General features: G+C 27.3%; 20 protein-coding genes. 10 read left to right on the plus strand and 10 right to left on the minus strand.

Features of this window, described 5'->3' with window-relative positions; translation table 4 throughout:
• Positions 1-8 precede the first annotated feature (8 nt).
• The 10 genes from trmB (at position 9) to nrdE (ending at position 9856) form a co-directional block, all read left to right on the plus strand.
• Positions 9-671, plus strand: coding sequence for a tRNA (guanosine(46)-N7)-methyltransferase TrmB (gene trmB / locus MPUT_RS03235; protein WP_014035349.1), 663 nt, complete (start codon positions 9-11; stop codon positions 669-671).
• 132 nt (positions 672-803) lie between these two features.
• Positions 804-1619, plus strand: coding sequence for a MurR/RpiR family transcriptional regulator (locus MPUT_RS03240; RefSeq protein ID WP_014035350.1), 816 nt, complete (start codon positions 804-806; stop codon positions 1617-1619).
• Between the two features lie 105 nt (positions 1620-1724).
• Entirely contained in the window at positions 1725-3437 is a 1713-nt protein-coding gene (locus MPUT_RS03245) for a PTS transporter subunit EIIC (RefSeq protein ID WP_014035351.1), read from the plus strand.
• Positions 3437-3946, plus strand: a complete 510-nt coding sequence (locus tag MPUT_RS03250) for a protein-tyrosine phosphatase family protein (protein ID WP_014035352.1) — start codon at positions 3437-3439, stop codon at positions 3944-3946. The genes MPUT_RS03245 and MPUT_RS03250 overlap by 1 nt, the downstream gene beginning before the upstream one ends.
• A complete protein-coding gene (locus MPUT_RS03255; RefSeq protein WP_014035353.1) occupies positions 3946-4665 on the plus strand; it encodes a hypothetical protein in 720 nt (239 codons plus the stop codon). Before MPUT_RS03250 ends, MPUT_RS03255 begins: the two co-directional genes overlap by 1 nt.
• Positions 4666-4714: 49 nt before the next feature.
• Entirely contained in the window at positions 4715-4942 is a 228-nt protein-coding gene (locus MPUT_RS03260) for a hypothetical protein (RefSeq protein WP_014035354.1), read from the plus strand.
• 127 nt (positions 4943-5069) lie between these two features.
• Complete coding sequence (locus MPUT_RS03265; RefSeq protein ID WP_014035355.1) at positions 5070-6056, plus strand: alpha/beta hydrolase; 987 nt, start codon at positions 5070-5072, stop codon at positions 6054-6056.
• A 148-nt stretch (positions 6057-6204) separates the two neighbouring features.
• Positions 6205-7224 carry a class 1b ribonucleoside-diphosphate reductase subunit beta gene (gene nrdF / locus MPUT_RS03270; RefSeq protein ID WP_014035356.1) on the plus strand — a complete coding sequence of 340 codons (1020 nt, stop codon included), beginning with the start codon at positions 6205-6207 and terminating at the stop codon, positions 7222-7224.
• Positions 7225-7236: 12 nt separating this feature from the next.
• Positions 7237-7707 (plus strand): class Ib ribonucleoside-diphosphate reductase assembly flavoprotein NrdI, encoded by a 471-nt coding sequence (nrdI, locus tag MPUT_RS03275; RefSeq protein ID WP_014035357.1) that lies wholly within the window; start codon positions 7237-7239, stop codon positions 7705-7707.
• A complete protein-coding gene (gene nrdE / locus MPUT_RS03280) occupies positions 7697-9856 on the plus strand; it encodes a class 1b ribonucleoside-diphosphate reductase subunit alpha (protein ID WP_014035358.1) in 2160 nt (719 codons plus the stop codon). Before nrdI ends, nrdE begins: the two co-directional genes overlap by 11 nt.
• 289 nt (positions 9857-10145) lie before the next feature.
• On the opposite strand, the gene tuf is transcribed toward nrdE, so the two are convergent.
• The 10 genes from tuf to MPUT_RS03330 form a co-directional block, all read right to left on the minus strand.
• Positions 10146-11333 (minus strand): elongation factor Tu, encoded by a 1188-nt coding sequence (gene tuf, locus MPUT_RS03285; RefSeq protein WP_014035359.1) that lies wholly within the window; start codon positions 11331-11333, stop codon positions 10146-10148.
• A gap of 133 nt (positions 11334-11466) precedes the next feature.
• Positions 11467-13536, minus strand: a complete 2070-nt coding sequence (fusA, locus tag MPUT_RS03290) for an elongation factor G (RefSeq protein ID WP_043714040.1) — start codon at positions 13534-13536, stop codon at positions 11467-11469.
• 21 nt (positions 13537-13557) lie between these two features.
• Positions 13558-14025: a 30S ribosomal protein S7 gene (gene rpsG / locus MPUT_RS03295; RefSeq protein ID WP_014035361.1), complete on the minus strand. Its 468-nt coding sequence runs from the start codon at positions 14023-14025 to the stop codon at positions 13558-13560.
• 91 nt (positions 14026-14116) lie between these two features.
• Positions 14117-14536, minus strand: a complete 420-nt coding sequence (gene rpsL, locus MPUT_RS03300) for a 30S ribosomal protein S12 (protein ID WP_014035362.1) — start codon at positions 14534-14536, stop codon at positions 14117-14119.
• A 236-nt stretch (positions 14537-14772) separates the two neighbouring features.
• On the minus strand, positions 14773-15345 hold the full coding sequence (locus tag MPUT_RS03305; protein ID WP_014035363.1) for a hypothetical protein: 573 nt from the start codon (positions 15343-15345) through the stop codon (positions 14773-14775).
• A 7-nt stretch (positions 15346-15352) separates the two neighbouring features.
• The gene (gene cls, locus MPUT_RS03310) at positions 15353-16885 is read right to left on the minus strand and encodes a cardiolipin synthase (protein ID WP_014035364.1); all 1533 of its coding nucleotides are present in this window, start codon (positions 16883-16885) and stop codon (positions 15353-15355) included.
• Complete coding sequence (locus MPUT_RS03315; protein WP_014035365.1) at positions 16870-17607, minus strand: hypothetical protein; 738 nt, start codon at positions 17605-17607, stop codon at positions 16870-16872. The genes cls and MPUT_RS03315 overlap by 16 nt, the downstream gene beginning before the upstream one ends.
• 51 nt (positions 17608-17658) lie before the next feature.
• The gene (locus MPUT_RS03320) at positions 17659-18573 is read right to left on the minus strand and encodes a hypothetical protein (RefSeq protein WP_014035366.1); all 915 of its coding nucleotides are present in this window, start codon (positions 18571-18573) and stop codon (positions 17659-17661) included.
• Positions 18574-18707: 134 nt separating this feature from the next.
• Positions 18708-19211, minus strand: coding sequence for an L-threonylcarbamoyladenylate synthase (locus tag MPUT_RS03325; protein WP_014035367.1), 504 nt, complete (start codon positions 19209-19211; stop codon positions 18708-18710).
• Entirely contained in the window at positions 19186-20688 is a 1503-nt protein-coding gene (locus MPUT_RS03330) for a hypothetical protein (protein WP_014035368.1), read from the minus strand. The genes MPUT_RS03325 and MPUT_RS03330 overlap by 26 nt, the downstream gene beginning before the upstream one ends.
• Positions 20689-20693: the final 5 nt, after the last annotated feature.

Below are 20693 nucleotides of genomic sequence, written 5' to 3' on the forward strand. Positions count from 1 at the left end.
GAAAAATTATGCGATTAAGAAATAAACCGTGAACTAAAGACTTTTTAGAAAAACATAAGCAATATTTAATTCATTTTGACAAGCAAAACCAAATTGATCTAGTAAAAGTGTTTAATAATCAAAACCCAGTTCACTTAGAAATTGGTTGTGGCAAAGGTCAATTTATAACAACTCTAAGTTTGAAAAATTCAAACATCAATTATATAGCAATAGAAAAAGAAACAACCATTGTTGGAGTGGCTTTAAAAAAGAGTTTAGAACAATATCAAAATAAACAAATGAACAACTTAAAATACTTTAATGATTTTGCTGATGATTTAACTAAAATGTTTGCTAAAGATTCTATTTCTAAAATATATCTAAACTTTTCAGATCCTTGACCTAAAAAAAGACATGCAAAAAAACGTTTAACATTTATTAGCTTTTTAAATAATTATTCTAAAATATTAAAAAAGGGCGGTCTTTTAGAATTTAAAAGTGATAATGATCAATTATATCAATTTAGTTTAGAGCAACTAAGTTTAACTGATAAATGAGAAATTGTTTCTAAGACAAATGATTTGTATAAAGATAAGAAATTATTAGAAGATAATGTTGCTAGTGAATATGAAAATAAATTTCATAAACAAAATAAAAACATTAATAAATTAATCATTAAAAATTTAAAATAAATAATTTTAATATAGTAAAACACCAAGGTTAAGATAGTTTAATCTTGGTTTTTCTCTACTTTAATTCAGATTGACAATATTAAAAACTATCTAAAAATAGATAGAATTAAATTAGATATTTTTGAGGTAGTTATGAATGTTATTGAAAAAATTAAGCAAAATAAAACTCGTTTGTCACCACAAGAAATGAAAGTATGTGACTTTATACTTGACAATATTTCAGACTATAAAGATTTTTCTGTAAAATCTCTAGCTAAAAGATTGGATGTAAATCCTTCAGTTATTACCAAAACATTAATCAAGCTTGAGATTGGAGGTTTTAAGCAATTGATTTATAGTTTAGAAAGTAACACCACCTATTTTAAAAATCTTGTTTCAAAACCTAATAATTATTTAATTGATGATTTTCAAAAGCGACTAATTTTAAGTTTTAAACATCTACAAAATAATCTTGATCTAAATAAAATTAAACAAGCTGTTAATAAGCTTTTAAAAAGTAAAAGAATTATTATTTTTGCAACAGGTAAAACCAAAATCCTTGCTAATTTTTTATTTTTTTCACTAATAGAATTGAATTTGAATGTGCAACTTTATTCAGATTTATATGATTCAAATGCCTATCAAGCAGATAATGCTACAATTATTGTTTTGTCATTATCTGGAAATAATAGTAAAATTAATCGTTATCTTAATTTAATACATAACCAAAAAATCAATACTTTAATAGCTATTAGCTCAACTCAAACTTTCAAAACAAACATCAATTTTGATTTTCACTTTTATGGTAATAATAATGATTTTTTTATCAATGATAATAAAACAAATCCTATGATAGAAAAATATAAAGTCCAATATATTTTGGATCTCTTTATTTTAACTATTATCAACCAGATCGATGCAGATAATATAAAATTTCAAGAAAAAGTTAGAACAGCTAATTCAGTTTAGCTGTTTTTTTATAAAACTTATCAAAAATATAAAAATTCTCTAATTAGCTTTTAAATTATGCTGATTTCTAAAAAAATAAAATTAAGATAAGGAGGTAAAACTAACATGAATAAACAACCGACAAAATCTAAGTTTAGCAAGCAAAAACTAAAATCACGTTTGTCAAGTTTTAGGGCAAGTCTTGAGTCTTTTGGTCGTGCTATTTTAGTTCCAGTTACTGTTATTCCGCTACTGGCATTGATTGGTGCTATTGGATATACTGGTCAAGCTATTTTAGCTCAATTATATCCTCAAGGAAGTGGTACCAAACCTCCAGAAGCCGCAACTTTAATTGTTAATGCTATCAAAGATTTGGGAATGATTGCCATTACTAACATTGACTTTTTAGTAGCAGTTGGACTAGCTGCAGGACTAGCAAAATCAGAAAAAGTCTCAGCAGCACTTTCTGGGCTAATGGCTTATGCAGCTATTCATCTAGGAACATCACTTATGCTTAAAATTATTTATACTCCAGAACAATTAAAAGAAATAACAAAAGCATTTGGTCTAAGTATAAGATTTGGAGTGTTGTCATTTCAATATAGTGCCTTTGGTGGAATGATTGCTGGATTAATAGGATATCTGGTGCACAAATACACTTATAAATTAAAATTTCCTGAAGTACTTTCATTTTTTGGAGGACCTAAATTCTCACCAGTTGCAGCAACTTTAGTAGGATGAGTATTTGGTTTAGGTTTAGGATTTGTATGAATTTATATAAGTAAAGGGTTATATGCTTCAGGTAAAGGATTACAAAATCTAGGTGCTTTTTCACCATTCTTATATGCATCAGCAGAACGTGCTTTACTTCCATTTGGAATTCATCACGTATTAAATTTCTTTGTTTACTACACTCCTGTTGGTGCTAGTTGAAAAGCTCCTGATGGAACAACAATCGAAGGAGTAATTTCTGTCTCTCTTGCTAAATTGGCACATAACACTCCTATTTTGGCAAAAGAAACTTGAGTTATTAATGGAACTTATGTAACTAAAATTTTTAGTTTAACTGGCGCAACTCTAGCTATGTTCTTTTTAATACCTAAGAAAAATAGAAAAGTTTTTGGATCTTCAATTATTTCTGCTGGTGCAGTATCAGCACTATCAGGAGTAACTGAACCAATTGAATTTACATTCTTATTCGTAGCTCCAATTTTATATGTTGTACACGTATTTTTATCTGGATTTCAAAATATGATTATGTATCTATTAAATTTTGGAGCAGTTACAACTAGAGGTAGTGGAATTATTACTTGATTAATAGTAAATCCTGCTAACTGAAGACTAATTCAAAATGTTTGAGGAACTTGGGTTGTTGGTCCAATAATGTCTGGAATTTATTTTGTGATATTCTACTTTATGATTAAAAAGTTTAACTTCAAAACTCCAGGACGTGATGAAACAGGTCTAACTCACTTAATCACTAAAAAAGAATATAAAAAAGCCCAAGAAGACAAATCTGAAGAAAAAGAACTACAACATGAATTAGAAGAATTAACAGCAAAAGAAGCAAAAACTGCTAAAAAAGAAGAATTTGATGATGAATTTATTAATAACATTATTCAAGGTTGTGGTGGAGCTGAAAACATTAAAATTATGGCCAACTGTGTGACTAGACTAAGAGTTACAATGCATGATAAGTCTAAATTTAATAAAGAAATTGTTGATAAAACAAATCCTTATGGATACAAAGAAATTGGAGATCAGGTTCAAATTATTTACGGACCTAAAGTAACAAACATCGCAACATTGGTTCGTGAAAAGTTAGGAGTTGAGTCATAGTGCCTTGTGAGAAAATTATTGATAACATTTATCTAGGTGATCAATTTTCTAAAAAACTAGTTAACCCTAAAAAAGAATTAAAAATAAGTAATATTTTTTACAATATTTTAGCTAATAGTGATCAACCAATACTTTATAAAACAAAAAATTTTATTCTAACTGAAAATAAGTTAGCAATTAATTTATTAGATTCTCATGATTATAGAGATTTTAGTGATGATTTATTTGCTCCAGCAATTAAGTTCTTATTAGAAAATCCGCTTAATGAAAAATTATATACTCACTGTCAATTAGGAATTAGTAGAAGTGCATCAACAATTTTTATCTTTTTAGTTATTAAAAATGTTATTGATAATAACTTAGATTTCCAACAAGCTTTAAAAAAATATGTAACTGAAATTTATCCTTTTATGAAAGTTAATTTAGGAGTTTATACATATTTAAAAAATAATTATCCTTTTAATAATTTAAAACAACTAGCTAAAAAAGATTGAAAGGATCTTAAGTAATGATTTATATAGATTTTGATTGGAACACAATTAACATTTGAAATGATGATAAATTAATTAAAAGTGAAAAAGCTTTAGTATTAAGAGATTTAATCACTCAAAAGATTATTGCTATTGGTGATGCAACTGATCAAGAGATGAAAAAACCAGGTAATTTTTTATCAATTAATTGCACCGAAAACCGACACATTGGATCGCTTGAAAATTTAAAAATTAGAATCCAAACACTAATAAAAGATAATCATATTAAAAACTACAAACTAGTTAATAGATACAATACAAATATTGATTCAATTCCAAGTATTGACGAAATTACTTTTTTAAAAGTTTTAGCTAAAAATTATGATTATTATGTTGAATTTAGAAATGATGAAATAGTAATTTTTAATAATTTAATTAATAATATTGAATTTATTAACAAAGGCCGAGCATATTTACAACATAAAATCCAAAGTCTATTTTATTTAAATTTTGAAGCAACTCTAAATACTAAAAAAACTTGAGAATTAATTGAAAAAATCAATCAAAAAGAAATAATCGATAAGGTAAGTTGTCGCTCTTATACAACCGGTATTGATGTTGATATAAAAATAAAAGATCAAGATTTTCTAACTGATCCTTTTAAACAAATTCATGAGCAAATAATTAGTAAATTAAATAAAAATAGATCAGTTAAATATGATCATAGTTATCAAAAATACTTTAATTGTGTCTTATAAAAATTAGTCATAATTCAAAATATTTTAATATAATTTTTGTGGTGAGAGTATGGATAAAGTAGTTGTTTTTATAATTACAAGTAGTGTTGTTGGTTTAATTCTATTAATAATAGGTATCATACTACAAATAGTTATTAAAAAGAAAAATGAAAAAGACCTTAACTTAAGCAAAACAACTAAAAGAATCACATTTTTAAGTTTATTGTCAACTTCTTTAATAGTAGCAGGTATTTTAGTCTTAATAATTGGTGGACTTAATACATTTTTAAGTAGATAATAAACAATTATTTGATAACATTAAAGCCTTATGGCTTTTTGTTTACTTTTATTTTAGTGTTAGTTAGACTGACTATAAGAATAAATTTAATTATAATTACTAAGCTAAAATAATTATGGAGAAAGTTATGAAGAAAAATAACAAAATTTGTTCAGTAAATAAATCTAATTTTTTAAAGATATTTTTATATTTAATTTTTATTTATCCTTTTACTTTTAAAAAACAGCAAAAATATATTGATCAATTTATTAACTTTTGTTTTGACTATAAGAGATTTGATGATTTTATTAATACTTATGAGCAGCATCTTGATGATCTAAAAAATAAAAATATTAATAAGGCTCTAATTAAAAAAGAGCAAATCAAAGAATTCGAATTAACTAATCAACATGGTGAAATCAGTTGTCTAAAAATTACAAATAATCATTCTAAAAAATGAGTTATTGGGTTACACGGTTGAACTGAAAATAAATATTTAGCTTTAAGATTGGTTCAACAATTTCTAAAAGATGATTATAATATTCTGACTTTTGATCAATTTGCACATGGTAAAAGTTATGGAGAATTTACTGATACTGGTCAAAGTACTATAGAAATGATAGACACAGTTATTAAATACTTAAAAGAAATAGAACAAGCTCAGGAAATTGGAATGATTGGAAATAGTATGGGTGCTAGTACTTCAGTTTTATTTGCTCAAACTTCAAATTATAAAAATCAAATTAACTGGATTGTAGCTGATTGTGGTTTTTCTAATTTAATAAGACAATTCAGATGATATATGTCTACACAATTATTTAAAAAAGATTGATGAAAAATAAGTATTGGGGTAGCCAAAAAATTTAATAAGCATGTTTCGACTGATGTTAGAAATTATGATTTATTAAAAAAGATGAATCAAGTTAAAACACCAATTTTATTTATTCATTCTAAAGGTGATACTTTTATTAATTATTTAATGAGTGTGGAAATGTATCAAAAAGCAAATCAAGATATTACTTTTATTTGAACACCACCAAAAAGTGAGCATGTTAGAACAATTGCTGAATATCCAGAAAAGTACTATAAAGAGGTCAAGAAATTTATCAAAAGAACAATGCACAAAATATCATAATTTGTTAGTTTTATCAACTTAATTTTCAATATAAAAATATTTTTAGATTTTATTAATTTTTCTGTTTTTAAATTAAACTGCTTTTAAAAAAATATAATTATAAGAAGAGAATTAATTTCTAAACTAGTTACTAATAGTGGAGGAAGATATGTCAAAAGAGCAAAAATATTACAATCAGTCTGTTAGCCCAGTAGAGTTTATTCAAAAGAACTTTAAGGGTAATCTGAGATCAGTTAACTGAAACGTAATCAATGATGAAAAAGATCTAGAAGTTTGAAATAGAATTACTCAAAATTTTTGATTACCTGAAAAAATTCCTGTTTCTAATGATTTAAGTTCCTGAAGAAGTTTAACTCCAGAATGACAACAATTAATAACTAGAACTTTTACTGGTTTAACTTTACTAGACACAGTTCAAGCAACTGTTGGTGATGTCAGACAAATTGATAATTCTTTAACTGATCACGAGCAAGTAATTTATTCTAATTTTGCATTTATGGTTGCAGTGCATGCAAGATCATATGGAACAATTTTTTCAACACTTTGTTCAAGTGAACAAATTGAAGAAGCTCATGAATGAGTTGTTAAGACTGAATCACTACAAAAAAGAGCAAAAGCTTTAATTCCATACTATGCAGGAGATGATCCTTTAAAATCTAAAGTTGCTGCTGCCTTAATGCCTGGTTTTTTATTATATGGTGGATTTTACTTACCATTTTACCTATCAGCTAGAGCAAAATTACCAAACACTTGTGATATTGTTAGACTAATTCTAAGAGATAAAGTTATTCATAATTACTATAGTGGTTATAAATACCAGCAAAAAGTAGCTAAATTATCAGAAGCAAAACAAACAGAAATGAAAAAGTTTGTATTTGATTTAATGTATGAACTAATTGATTTAGAAACTAAGTATTTAGAAGAATTATACGCAGGGTTTGGAATTGTTGATGATGCTATTAGATTTAGTATTTATAATGCAGGTAAATTTTTACAAAATCTAGGATATGATTCACCATTTAGCGAAGAAGAAACAAAAATTGAACCTGAAATATTTAATCAGTTATCAGCAAGAGCTGATGAAAATCATGACTTTTTTTCAGGTAATGGTTCATCATATGTTATGGGAGTTTCAGTAGAAACTGAAGATGAGGATTGAGAATTTTAGGAGACTACTATTATGCATAATAATGTCAAACTAGTTAGTGATAAAGATGTTGTCAAACCAAAGGGAAAACCTTTTATGGTTTATTTTTCATCAATATCAAATAATACTCATAGATTTGTGCAAAAACTAGAAATTGAAAATTTAAGAATTCCATATGAATTAGAAGATTCAATTAAAGTCGATAAAGACTATGTTTTATGTACCCCAACTTATAGTGGTGGAGGCGAACACTTAGCTGGTGCTGTTCCAAAACAGGTGATTAAGTTTTTAAATGATCCAGATAATCGCAAATTTTGTAAAGGAGTAATTGCCTCAGGAAACACCAATTTTGGTGACACTTTTGGGATTGCAGGACCAATTATTTCTAAAAAATTAAATGTTCCGTTTTTATATCAATTTGAATTGCTAGGTACACAACATGACGTAATACAAATCAAAGAAATATTAAACAAGTTTTGAGAAGAGGGAAATAATGAAAGATAGTAAAGAACTTATATTAGATGATTCTAACGATGAGTACATTAAATTAAATGCTAGATCCAAGATATTTGCAAAGGGTCAAGATAATTTCAAACTAGATGTTCAAGCCGCTAAATCTTATATTACTAATCATATTGAGCCAAGATTAATGCAATTTGATGATCTAAAACAAAGAATCGATTATTTAGTAGCAAATGAATACTACGACAAGCAAATACTAGATAAATATCAATTTGAAGAAATCACAGAATTAGACGATTATGCTAAATCATTTAATCATTCCTTTCCAAGTTTTATGGGTGCACTAAAATTTTTTAATGCTTATGCTTTAAAAACTTTTGATGGTGAGAAATATCTAGAAACATATACAGATCGTGCTTTAATGAATGCATTATTTTTAGGTAATGGTAGTTATCAAAAAGCTAAAAATATCTTAAAAAATATTATGTTAGGACGTTTTCAACCTGCAACGCCTACTTTTTTAAATGCCGGTAAAAAGCATAGAGGAGAATATGTTTCATGTTATCTATTAAGAACTGAAGATAATATGGAATCAATATGTAGAACTATTTCTACTTCTTTACAACTTTCAAAAAGAGGTGGAGGAGTTGCAGTTTGTTTAACTAATTTACGTGAAACTGGTTCACCTATTAAAAATATTGATGGGTTAAGTTCTGGACCTATTCCGGTTATGAAAATTCTAGAAGATTCATTTACATATGCTGATCAACTAGGGCAACGTCAAGGAGCTGGAGCAGTTTATATTTCAGCTCATCATCCAGACATTATTTCATTTTTAGATACTAAAAGAGAAAATGCTGATGAGAAAATCAGAATTAAATCTTTATCACTAGGAGTTGTTATTCCTGATATTACTTTTGAACTAGCGAGAGAAAATAAAGAAATGGCACTATTTAGTCCTTATGATGTTCAAAAAGTTTATGGAGTTGCATTATCTGATATTTCAATTACTGAAAAATATTATGAAATGTTAGAAAATCCAAACATTAAAAAAACATTTATAAGTGCTAGAAAATTATTTTTAACAATTGCAGAGTTACATTTTGAAAGTGGTTATCCATACTTATTATTTGAAGATACAGTTAACCGTAGAAATGCTCATGATAAAAAGGGGAGAATTATTATGAGTAACTTATGTAGTGAAATTGTACAAGTAAGTACTCCAAGTCAATACAATCAAGATTTATCATTTACAAAAATTGGTGAAGATATTTGTTGTAATTTAGGGAGCTTAAACATAGATAAAATGATGAAGGCTGGTAAAGAATTCGAAGAAGCTGTTGATATTTCAATCACTGCATTAGACGTTGTATCAAGAAATTCTGATTTAGATTGCGCTCCATCAATTAAATTTGGAAATGCAAATAATCATGCAGTTGGATTAGGAGCAATGAATTTACACGGATTTTTAGCAACTAATGCTATTATGTATGATTCACCTGAAGCTGTTGATTTTACAAATATCTTCTTTTATACACTTGCTTATAATGCCTTTAAAGCTTCAAATAGATTAGCTAAAGAATTTGGAAAATTTAATTCTTTTGATGAGTCAAGATTTGCTGATGGTTCATGATTTGAAAAATACACAAAATGCCAAGCTGATAAATGAACTCCAGCTACTAAAAAAGTTGAAGAGTTATTTAAGCATTATCAAGTTGAAATTCCTACACAAACACAATGGATCGAACTAGTTGAAGAGATTAAAAAGACTGGATTAGCAAATTCACACTTAATGGCTGTTGCTCCAACTGGTTCAATTAGTTATTTATCATCATGTACACCTTCTTTACAACCTGTTGTTTCAACAGTTGAAGTTAGAAAAGAAGGAAAACTAGGTAGAGTTTATGTTCCGGCTTATCAAATTAATTTTGATAATATGGGTTATTATGCAGTTGGTGCTTATGAAATGGGTCCAGATCCAATCATTAACATAGCTGCAGCAGCCCAACAGCATGTTGATCAGGCTATTTCATTAACTTTATTTATGACTGACAAAGCAACAACAAGAGATTTAAACCGTGCTTATATTAATGCCTTTAAACAAGGATGCGCATCAATTTATTATGTAAGGATTCGTCAAGATGTTTTAGAAGATAGCGAAAATTATGAATGTGATGCATGCAAAATTTAGAATTAACTGAAATAAACACTAATAATAAATTACTTAAACTCACAATTATTTTGTGAGTTTTTATTTTTATTATTTTTAGAATAATAACTGGCTTTTTAATTAATTTTAAATGACTATAAATAATGATTAACTGAATATCTCTTAAACAAAACTAAAACACAAAGTAATTTTAGATAATTTATTTTAACTACACGTAATTGTTTAAAGTAAAAAGCACAATAAAAAAAGCAAAATCTTTTAATTAAATATTTTATAAAAAAAGACTAACTCACGTTAGTCTCTAATTATATTATTTTTCAATTGAAATAACTGTTCCAGCCCCAATTGTTCTTCCACCTTCACGGATTGAGAATTTTGTTCCTTCTTCGATAGCAACTGGTTTAATTAATGTAATTTCCATTTCAACGTTGTCACCTGGCATAACCATATCTGTTCCTTCTGGTAAAGTAACTTCTCCAGTAACATCAGTTGTACGGAAGTAGAATTGAGGACGGTATTTATTAAAGAATGGTTTATGACGTCCACCTTCTTCTTGAGTTAATGCATAAACAGATGCTTTTAGTTTTGTGTGAGGTTTAATTGTACCTGGTTTAGCTAAAACTTGTCCACGTTCAATTGAGTTTCTGTCAACACCACGTAATAGTGCTCCTACATTATCTCCAGCTTCAGCAAAGTCTAACAGTTTTCTGAACATTTCTAATCCAGTAACAACTGTTTTAGTTGGTTCTTCTTTTAATCCAATGATTTCAACTTCTTCATTTACTTTAACTGTTCCACGTTCAACACGTCCAGTAGCAACAGTTCCACGCCCAGTAATTGTAAATACATCTTCAACTGGCATTAAGAAAGTTTTATCAGACTCTCTTTGAGGAGTTGGAATGTATTCATCAACTGCAGCCATTAATTCATTAATTGCTCCAACTCATTTAGCATCACCATTTAATGCTCCTAAAGCTGAACCTCTAATAACTGGTGCTCCTTCTCCATCAAAGTCGTATTCAGTTAATAGATCTCTGATTTCCATTTCAACTAGATCGATCATTTCATCATCATCAACCATATCACATTTATTTAAGAAAACAACAATTTTTGGAACTCCAACTTGTCTTGATAAAAGAATGTGTTCTCTTGTTTGAGGCATTGGTCCATCAGTTGCAGCAACTACCAAGATAGCTCCATCCATTTGAGCTGCTCCAGTAATCATGTTTTTAACATAATCAGCATGACCTGGACAATCTACGTGTGCGTAGTGTCTGTTTTTTGTTTTGTATTCAACGTGTGAAGTGTTGATTGTAATTCCACGTTCTCTTTCTTCTGGTGCATTATCAATGTTAGCATAATCTTTAAATTCTGCTCCACCTTGTTCTGACAAAACTTTAGTAATTGCAGCAGTTAAAGTAGTTTTACCGTGGTCAACGTGTCCAATAGTACCAATATTAACGTGAGGTAAACTACGGTCAAATTGTTCTTTTGCCATTTTTATATAACTCTCCTTATTCTAATGAATTAACCAAGCATAATAGATAGAATCTACTATCTTATTTATGCCCCCGTAGGGGCGCTAATTTTATTTTATATTTTACACTTTATAATTAGCAAAAACAAAGTAATTATTTACCTGATTTCTTAATAATTTCTTCAGCAATTGATTTAGGTGCTTCAGCATAATGACTAAATATCATTGTGTAATTTCCACGTCCTTGAGTAAATGAACGTAGTTCAGTAGCATACCCAAACATTTCTGTTAATGGGACTTTTGACTTAACAGTTTGAGCATTTCCTCTTTGTTCAGAACCTTCAATTAATCCGCGTTTTGATGAAATATTTCCCATAACATCCCCATAATATTCATCTGGAACTGTTACTTCAACATTCATAATTGGTTCTAAAACAACAGGATTCATTTTCTTAACAGCTTCTTTTAATGCTAGTGAAGCAGCAATTTTATAAGCCATTTCATTTGAGTCAACATCATGCATTGATCCATCAACAATTGTTGCTTTAACATCAATCATTGGATATCCAGCAATAACTCCATTTTGTAGTGCGTTTTCTAATCCAGCGCGAGCTGCATTGATGTATTCTTTAGAAATACGTCCTCCAGTAATTTTGTCAACTCATTCAAATCCCTTATCAGGGTTTGGTTCAAATTCAATCACAACATGACCATATGAACCACGTCCTCCTGATTGTTTAATATATTTACCTTCAGATTTTCCTGGTAACTTAACAGTTTCACGATATGAAACTTGTGGAGCTCCAACGTTTGTTTCAACGTTAAATTCACGTCTCATACGATCAACAATAATATCTAAGTGTAATTCACCCATACCAGCAATAATTGTTTGACCTGTTTCTTCATCTGTATAAGTTCTAAATGTTGGATCTTCTTCAGCCAACTTATTTAAAGCAATACTCATTTTTTCTTGATCAGCTTTAGTTTTTGGTTCTAAAGCTAATTGAATAACTGGTTCAGGAAAGACCATTGACTCTAAAATAATTTCTTGCTTTTCATCACATAATGTGTCACCAGTTGTAGTATTTTTCAATCCAACTGCTGCAGCAATATCTCCAGCATAAACTTCTTCAATTTCAGTACGATTATTAGCATGCATTTGTAAAATACGTCCAACACGTTCTTTTTGTTGTTTAGTTGAGTTTAAAACATAACTTCCTTTTGTAAGGATACCTGAATAAACTCTAAAGAATGTTAATTTTCCAACAAACGGATCAGTCATAACTTTAAATGCTAATGCTGAAAATGGTTCAGTATCACTTGCGTGTCTTTCAGTTTCTTCACCTGTTGGTAAAATTCCTTTGATTGCTGGAATATCTAATGGAGATGGTAAATAATCAACAACAGCGTCTAATAATAATTTAACACCTTTATTTTTAAATGCAGAACCAGCTAAAACTGGGAAGAAATCAGCATTTATAACACCTTTACGAATTGCTGATTTTAACTCATCAATACTAATTTCTGCACCATCTAAAAATTTCATCATTAACTGTTCATCATACTCAACAGCAACTTCAATTAATTGGTTTCTTAATTCTTGGGCTTGTTCTAATAGCTCAGCAGGAATCTCTATTTGCTTAGCAACTTCTTCTGGTTTTCCATCAAATTCATAAGCTTTCATTTCTACTAAGTCAATAAGACCTGTGAAGTTTTCTTCAGCTCCGATTGGTAATTGAATAGGTGCTGCTTTTGCTCCTAATCTTTCTCCAATACTTTTTACTGAATAAATAAAATCAGCACCAGTTTTGTCCATTTTATTAACAAAAACGATACGAGGAACTTGATAATTAGTTGCTTGTCTTCAAACAGTTTCAGTTTGAGGTTCAACTCCTGATTGTCCATCTAAAACAGCTACAGCTCCATCTAAAACTCTTAAAGAACGTTCAACTTCAACAGTAAAATCAACGTGACCTGGAGTATCGATAATATTAAACCTTGTGTTTTTTCAGAACGCAGTTGTTGCAGCAGAAGTAATAGTAATACCACGTTCTTGTTCTTGAGCCATTCAATCCATTTGTGAAGCTCCTTCATGAGTTTCACCTATTTTATGAATTTTTCCAGTATGTAATAAAATACGTTCTGTAGTAGTGGTTTTACCAGCATCAATATGAGCCATAATACCAATATTACGAGTATTTAATAAACTATATTCTCTTGCCACGATAGCATTTCCTTTCTAAAATTATCAGCGATAGTGTGCAAATGCTTTGTTAGCTTCTGCCATTTTGTGAGTATCTTCACGTTTTTTAACTGATCCACCTGTGTTATTTGATGCATCTATAATTTCGTTAGCTAACTTCACTGTCATTACTTTTTCATTTCTTAATCTTGCATAATTGATTAATCAACGTAATGCTAAAGTAATTTGTCTTTCATCTGAAACTTCAACAGGAACTTGATAATTAGCTCCTCCAATACGACGAACTTTTAATTCTAAATGAGGTTTAATATTTTCAATAGCTTTATTAAATACTTCAATTGGCTCTTGACCAGTTTTTTCTTTAATAATGTCAAAAGCATCATAAATAATTGATTGAGCAATCCCTCTTTTACCATCTCACATGATTTTGTTGATAGCACGAGTTACTAATTTTGAATTATAAACTGGATCTGCTAGAACATCTCTTTTTTCAGCTCTATTCTTACGCATCTTGTATAACTCCTTTCTTTTTAATTTATTAATTTGCTACTTAAATGTGTCTTGTTTGTCTTTCACACGGTTTAAAATTAACTAATTTTAATTACTTTTTAGCTTTAGGTTTTTTAACTCCATACAACGAGCGACCTTGTTTACGATTATTAACTCCTTGAGTATCTAAAGTTCCACGAATAATGTGATAACGTACTCCCGGTAAATCTTTAACACGACCTCCACGGATTAAAACAACACTGTGTTCTTGTAAATTATGTCCTTCTCCAGGGATGTATGCGTTAACTTCCATTCCATTAGTTAATCTAACACGAGCATATTTACGTAATGCTGAATTAGGTTTTTTAGGTGTCATTGTAGCAACACGAGTACATACTCCACGTTTTTGAGGTGAAGAAATCTTAGTTACTTTTTTCTTTAAAGAGTTTATCCCTCTATTTAAAGCAGGTGCTTTAGTTTTTCATGTCTTATCTTTACGGTTTACTTTAACTAATTGATTAATTGTTGGCATCTGTCTTCCTCCTTTCACACTTCCGTGTGTATCGAATTAACACTTTTAATATTATATAACTTATATAACAAAAAATCTCTATTACAATTAAATTTTTATCAATGTCTTTTTAATATCTATTAAACAAATAATTTAATAACTTTATCAAAACTAGACCTAGCTATTTTTTTCTTATTCATTAATTAGTTTCATTGCAAAACTGATCATCTGTAAGATAAACAATCTTGAAGTTCTTATTAAATTATTGTTATAAACTTTAATATTTCTAAATAGTTATATAAGTTATTTAACTTATCAGAATCATTTCTAATTTGATCATTTTTAATTAACACTGTTGAGATTTCTCTAATAAAAGTTTCAATTGAACTATCTAAATTCTTATAAACTTTATTAAGATCTAATTTTTCAAAATCATTTAAAAGATCATTTAACTTAGTTTGAGAAATTAAATAATCTTTATATTCAAACTTAATAATTATTGCTAAATTGATTAAACTAGTTACTTTTATGTAGTTAGATTTATCTTTAATTTCAGCATAATAAACGCATAAATAATTTAAAAAATAACTAAGTTTAAATGAAATTTTTTTAATCGGATTGTAAATACTTAGATTTAAAAAATTATTAACTGTTCCTTCTTGATATAATAAATCAACTACTTTTTTAAATTCTTGAGCTTGACTTATATTTTTAATTAAATGATTGTTACTAATTAAATGATTGTATTCAGCTAGATAACTAAAACTTGAGCACATTTTAAATTGGTTGTACAAATCATTAATTTCTAAATATATTTGTTTTAATAGCATAACACTCCTACAACAAAGGCTGAATAATGTTTAATACTCTAACAAAAAATCTTCTAATTCAAGATATTTCCGCATTAGGTATAAAGTTAAATTCAAAACTCTGTTTAAAATCTAATTCAAATTTTTTACTAATTTGTTTATTTAATTTTTTTGAGTAAGTTAATACCATAGTTTGTTGGTCGGCAAACAAAGCTCTAAAGTCTAGATTAGTTGAACCCACAAATGAAATTTCATTATCAAATAAATAAACTTTAGCATGATTAAAAATATTATTCATTGAATAAATTTTAACTCCAGCTTTATATAATTCTCTTGTTCATTGTTTTGTTTCATCTAAAATGAATGCTTTATCACTTAATCCAGGAATTAGAATTCTTACATCAATTCCAGTGTTAGCAGCTGAAATTAGCGCACTTATAATTTCTTGGGGTGGGATAAAATAAGGAGTTGAAATTCAAATTCTACTTTGAGCAGAGTTAATTAAATTAGTAAAAGTAGAAAGGTGAATTGGTTCATTGTGATTAGGTCCTGATGAAACTATTTGAACTAATGATTTCTTTTCATTTTTAAGTGGATGAGGTTTTCCAATATTTTTTTCTAATTCTAAAATACTGGCAGCTTTATTATTTTTATAAAAATCATAATCGCTTACAAATATCTTTTCAATTGATTGCACAGCACTACCAACTATTCTTAGATGTGCATCATTTCAATATCCAAACTTCTTACTTAAATTAATGTATTCATCACCAATGTTAATTCCACCAACATATCCAATCTTTCCATCTATCGAAACATCTTTTCTATGGTTTCGATAGTTAGCTGTTCATTTTATAAATGGAAAGTGTAATTTAGCATAACTAACAATGTTTGCTCCATTTTTAATTAATTTTTTTCTAGACTGAGAAAAAAGATCATAAGAACCAACAAAATCATAAATAATATAAACTCTAACATTTTGTTTCATTTTTTTAATTAGTAACTTAGTTAAATCATCTAACAACTTACCTTCCTTAATAATATAAAAGTTTAGTAAAATGTACTTTTTGGCATTTTGTATATCTTTAAAAAGTCTTGAAAATAATTTATTACCATTATCTAAAAATTCAACATCACTATTAATATGTAAGTTTAGTTTATCTTGGCTTTGAGCTGTTTTAAATGTGCGTTTATATTGAGGTATTTTTGTGTTTAAAATTTCTTCAATTTCTTTTAATTCTTTTTTTGATTGAGTTTGTTTAAATTCGGGCATCAAATAATTTGTAGTAGTTTTATACTTATATGGTCTACCAAAAAAAATATAAGAAATAATTCCAAAAACTGGTACAAAAACTATAAAACAAAATCATCTAATTCTAGTTTCAAACCTTCTTTTTTTATGAGTAATAACAACCAAAGCTCAGATACAAGAAATAGCATGAAAAATTATAAAAACAATTATGTTTCAAGATGTTAAATAAATCCCGGTTAATACTAAAACTGCGATTGCTAATCCAAACATAAAGATTAATGAAAAAGTTGTTATTAATGGTTTTTTCATCAGTCTTCTACCTTTCGCTGTGATTCTCTTGAGCTTAAAATTTTATTGTTTCTAATAATTAGTATGTTAAATAGTTCTGGCGAAAAATCAGATATTGCTTGAATAAATTTTTGACTACTAATTAGTTCTAAAAAAAACAGTTTGTATCAAATATTATTTTGTTGTTTTTCTCTTAAATATTTTCTAGTGTAAGCATGCAAAATGTATCAATAAGCATAATCATAAATTTGTTGTTTTTTTTCTTTTTGAAAAGCTCTACAAAAAGCATTAGCTACATAGTTATAAATTTCATGATAATTAAAATATTTTTGAATTTGTTTTTCAGTAAAAGTAATTTGATAATCTCTTTTTAAAATTTTTAACAACTCTTTTTCATAATTGCTTTCAAGTTTGGTAAAACTATGTTTTTTAGCTGTCAATCTAATTGTATTTAGAATTTGGGTTAATTTTTTTGATGAAAGTTTCTTAGTATAGTGATAGTAAAAATAATAGGAACTTAAATTAATAAAATTTAAAACCTCTCAATGATTTTCAGTATTAATAGTAATATCAGATATACCTAAAATATTAAGATAACTTTTTACTAATAAACCAACTCTTTTATTAGCAAAACTCTGTTTGAAATCTGAATAAACTAGATCGTTTTGATTAACAAATTCTTTAAAGTACTTTTCTCTTTTTAAAAAAAGAGCCACTTTCTTTTTAGTTAATCTTTTACTCATGAAATTAACCTACCTTTTATCTAGTTATACTATAAAAAAATAGGTCTAAGCCTATTTCAATCTATTTAATAAAGGGAAAACAAATTTTGAAATCTCTAGATTTGTTGTGTTTTCTTTAATATATAGAAATGATCTATGGTGTTCTTCACCAACCATTATTTTTCTTAATTCCTTAACAACAAATTTATTTTTAATGTTTGGAACAAAATAAAATTCAATTAATGAAATTCCTTTTGGTACTACTGCTTCTAATAGTGTTTTAATATCGATCTCTTTTTTTGAATAAACTCCTAGTAGTTGGAATGTATGCCCATTAATTGCAAAGATTACAACTGCATCTAGATTTGGTAAATAATAAACATTGTTTTTATAGTATTTTAATAAATTATAAATTTGTAAATTTCTATCTTCTTTTATAGAAAACAAGGAGTTGTCTCTGGCTGTGTGAAATAATTGCTCCTTAATAAATTCTAACTCTTTATTATTTAATTCGGGATATAATTTTTTCACAACTGATGCTTTTGGTTCAAATTCTGGATCTCATTGCATAAAGTAAGTATATTCTCTAACTTTTTTAAATCCATTTCTTATTAAAACTGGATCATTTTCAACATTTGAAAAACTATAAAAAACATCAACTATTCTTTCGTATTTTTCAACTAGTCCTTTAATTAGTTGATCAACCATATGATCATTTCCAGATTTTGATTTAATAAACTGATTAGCAACTAATAGTGAATTAATAGTCATTTTATTAATAGCAATCCCGTTTTTAACAAAACCACAAACTCCTAAAACTCCGTTTCTTTCATTAACAGCACAAACTGGAGTAAATCCTGAATCTAACTGATTTTTAAGAACTCATTCTTCATAAGTGTTAAGACCTCTTTTTTTAATTATCGAATTAAGCTCTAAATTATAATGTTTATTTTCTCTGTAATTAAAAATTAAACTGTACTGACTCATAAGAAAATTTTCCCCCTAACCTAAACTATAAGCAAACTCAACGTATATGAGTATAATTATACTATTACATAACTATAAATTTTTTGATGATTTTTAACCCTTAATATCAAGTATAAATAAGCTTTTTTATAAGATTATCTAATATATTTTTTATTGATTGAATCATAAATTTTTGATGGTGATCCATTTAATTCCGTATCAAAAAATAACGTTATTTTTTTATTAAATTCTTTTAAATCTTGGTATTTTTTTAATGGTTTTGATCCATGTAAATTAACGCTTGTTGAAATAATTGGACCAACCTGATTAATGATATTTTTAATATCAGTTCTTTTTACTAATCTAACAGCAATTGTTAAGTTGTTACTAGTTGCAAAAATCACGGTCGTTGGTTGATCTAATACTAAGTAATTTTTATCATGATCATCTATTATTTTTAAATCGTTTAATTGGTCTAAATTAGATATTAAAATAATTAGTTTTTTATTAATATCAGCATTTTTAATAAGATTGATTTTTTGTTCATTTTCTAGACTATAAATAGCTGATAGCCCATAAATTGTATCGGTTGGTAAAATGATTATTTTATTTTGTTTTAATAATTCAATAGCTTTACTTTCTTCATGTTTTTTTAACATGTGTATAACCTCTTCAGAACCTAGAATTTTTTTGTTCTATTGCTTGTTCAACTTCTTTAATAATACTTTCTTTAATGTAAATACCTTTACCAATAATGGCAAACGAAACTAATGTTGATGTAATTAAAATTGTAAATTCAGAAAAAATTAGATAATTATTTGTGAAAATACTTTCGATTTCTTGATCAATTTTATTTAATGGAAACTTTTCTAAAAATTTATTTCAATTATCTTTTGTTATAATTCCTTCTATCTCATCTATATAATTAGCTCCTTGGTTATTATGATTTCAATCAGTTAAAATCTTTTGTAATTCTAGCTGTGAGACAAGTGTGCTAATAATTAATAAAATTGATTGAATAAATAATACTATATATTGTGTTTTAAATGAAATGGTATAAAACTTTTGTCCCCGCAATGAAATTGAGACTAAAAATAATGAAGTTGATAAGGTAATTCCTAAGACTAGAATAGGAAATGAGATCACTAACAATGGATCTACTCTTGTTAAATTTAAATTGTCTTTATACTTTTCAAAAATAGTACTATAGCCTTCAAAATCATTTAATAAATTAGAAAGTTGAAAGCTTCACTTGAATAATGACTGAATAGGACCACTTAGAGAGATACCTATTACATAAACAATAACTACTAATGAGATACCTGACACAGTAACAAGCACTCAATTAGTTAAAATTCTTGCTTTATATGAAAATATTTTGTTGATAAGTAGTTTTATCTTCGAACCGGTGAATAAAGGGGTTTTTTGATTAATATAAGTAATGTATTTATCTTCTGAATCTTCTAAGTAATCAGCAAATATAGCGTTTTGAAGTAAAATACTTACTGTAAAGATTAAAAAAAACTGTGCAAAGCTAATTCATCAAATTTTTTCATCGCTTATTCATCTAAAAATCGTGTGATTTTTATACAACTCATTAAGTTGTTGATTTATTTGATTCATTTCAGGTAGTTTATTGGCAAATCCGGCTGTTGCAATTTGATAATCTAAAAAGTCTTCAATAAAACCATAATAATACTGAGAAATTGTTTGAAAAATTACTGCAATTACACTTAAAGAAACGATTATAGCAATAACAGTTTGTTTATATTTTCTATTGTTTGAAAGACTAACAATAGCTTTAAATAAAACAAACATTAAAACAACTAAAAACATCATCACAAGTCCTGCAATTGCAAATCCTCAGATTATAGATTTACTAGGAAGATTGACATATTTTGAAATTGTTTGATAATTTTCAAAATAAAAGTTTAGTCCAGGATCGTTAAAAATAATGTGTAAATAAGCATAAAATGGCATCATAGTCATTAAAAAAACAATTATTCCTAGAATAGATCTAGTATAAATAGAAACATTTTTCTTCTGAACCTGTTTATTGGCATCAGTGATTTTCACAGAAAATTTGTTGTCAAATAATTTGAGCTTAAACTTAGATTTTGATCTGTTATTTTTCATATTAA

Source organism: Mycoplasma putrefaciens KS1 (assembly GCF_000224105.1).
Taxonomy (GTDB): domain Bacteria; phylum Bacillota_I; class Bacilli_A; order Mycoplasmatales; family Mycoplasmataceae; genus Mycoplasma; species Mycoplasma putrefaciens.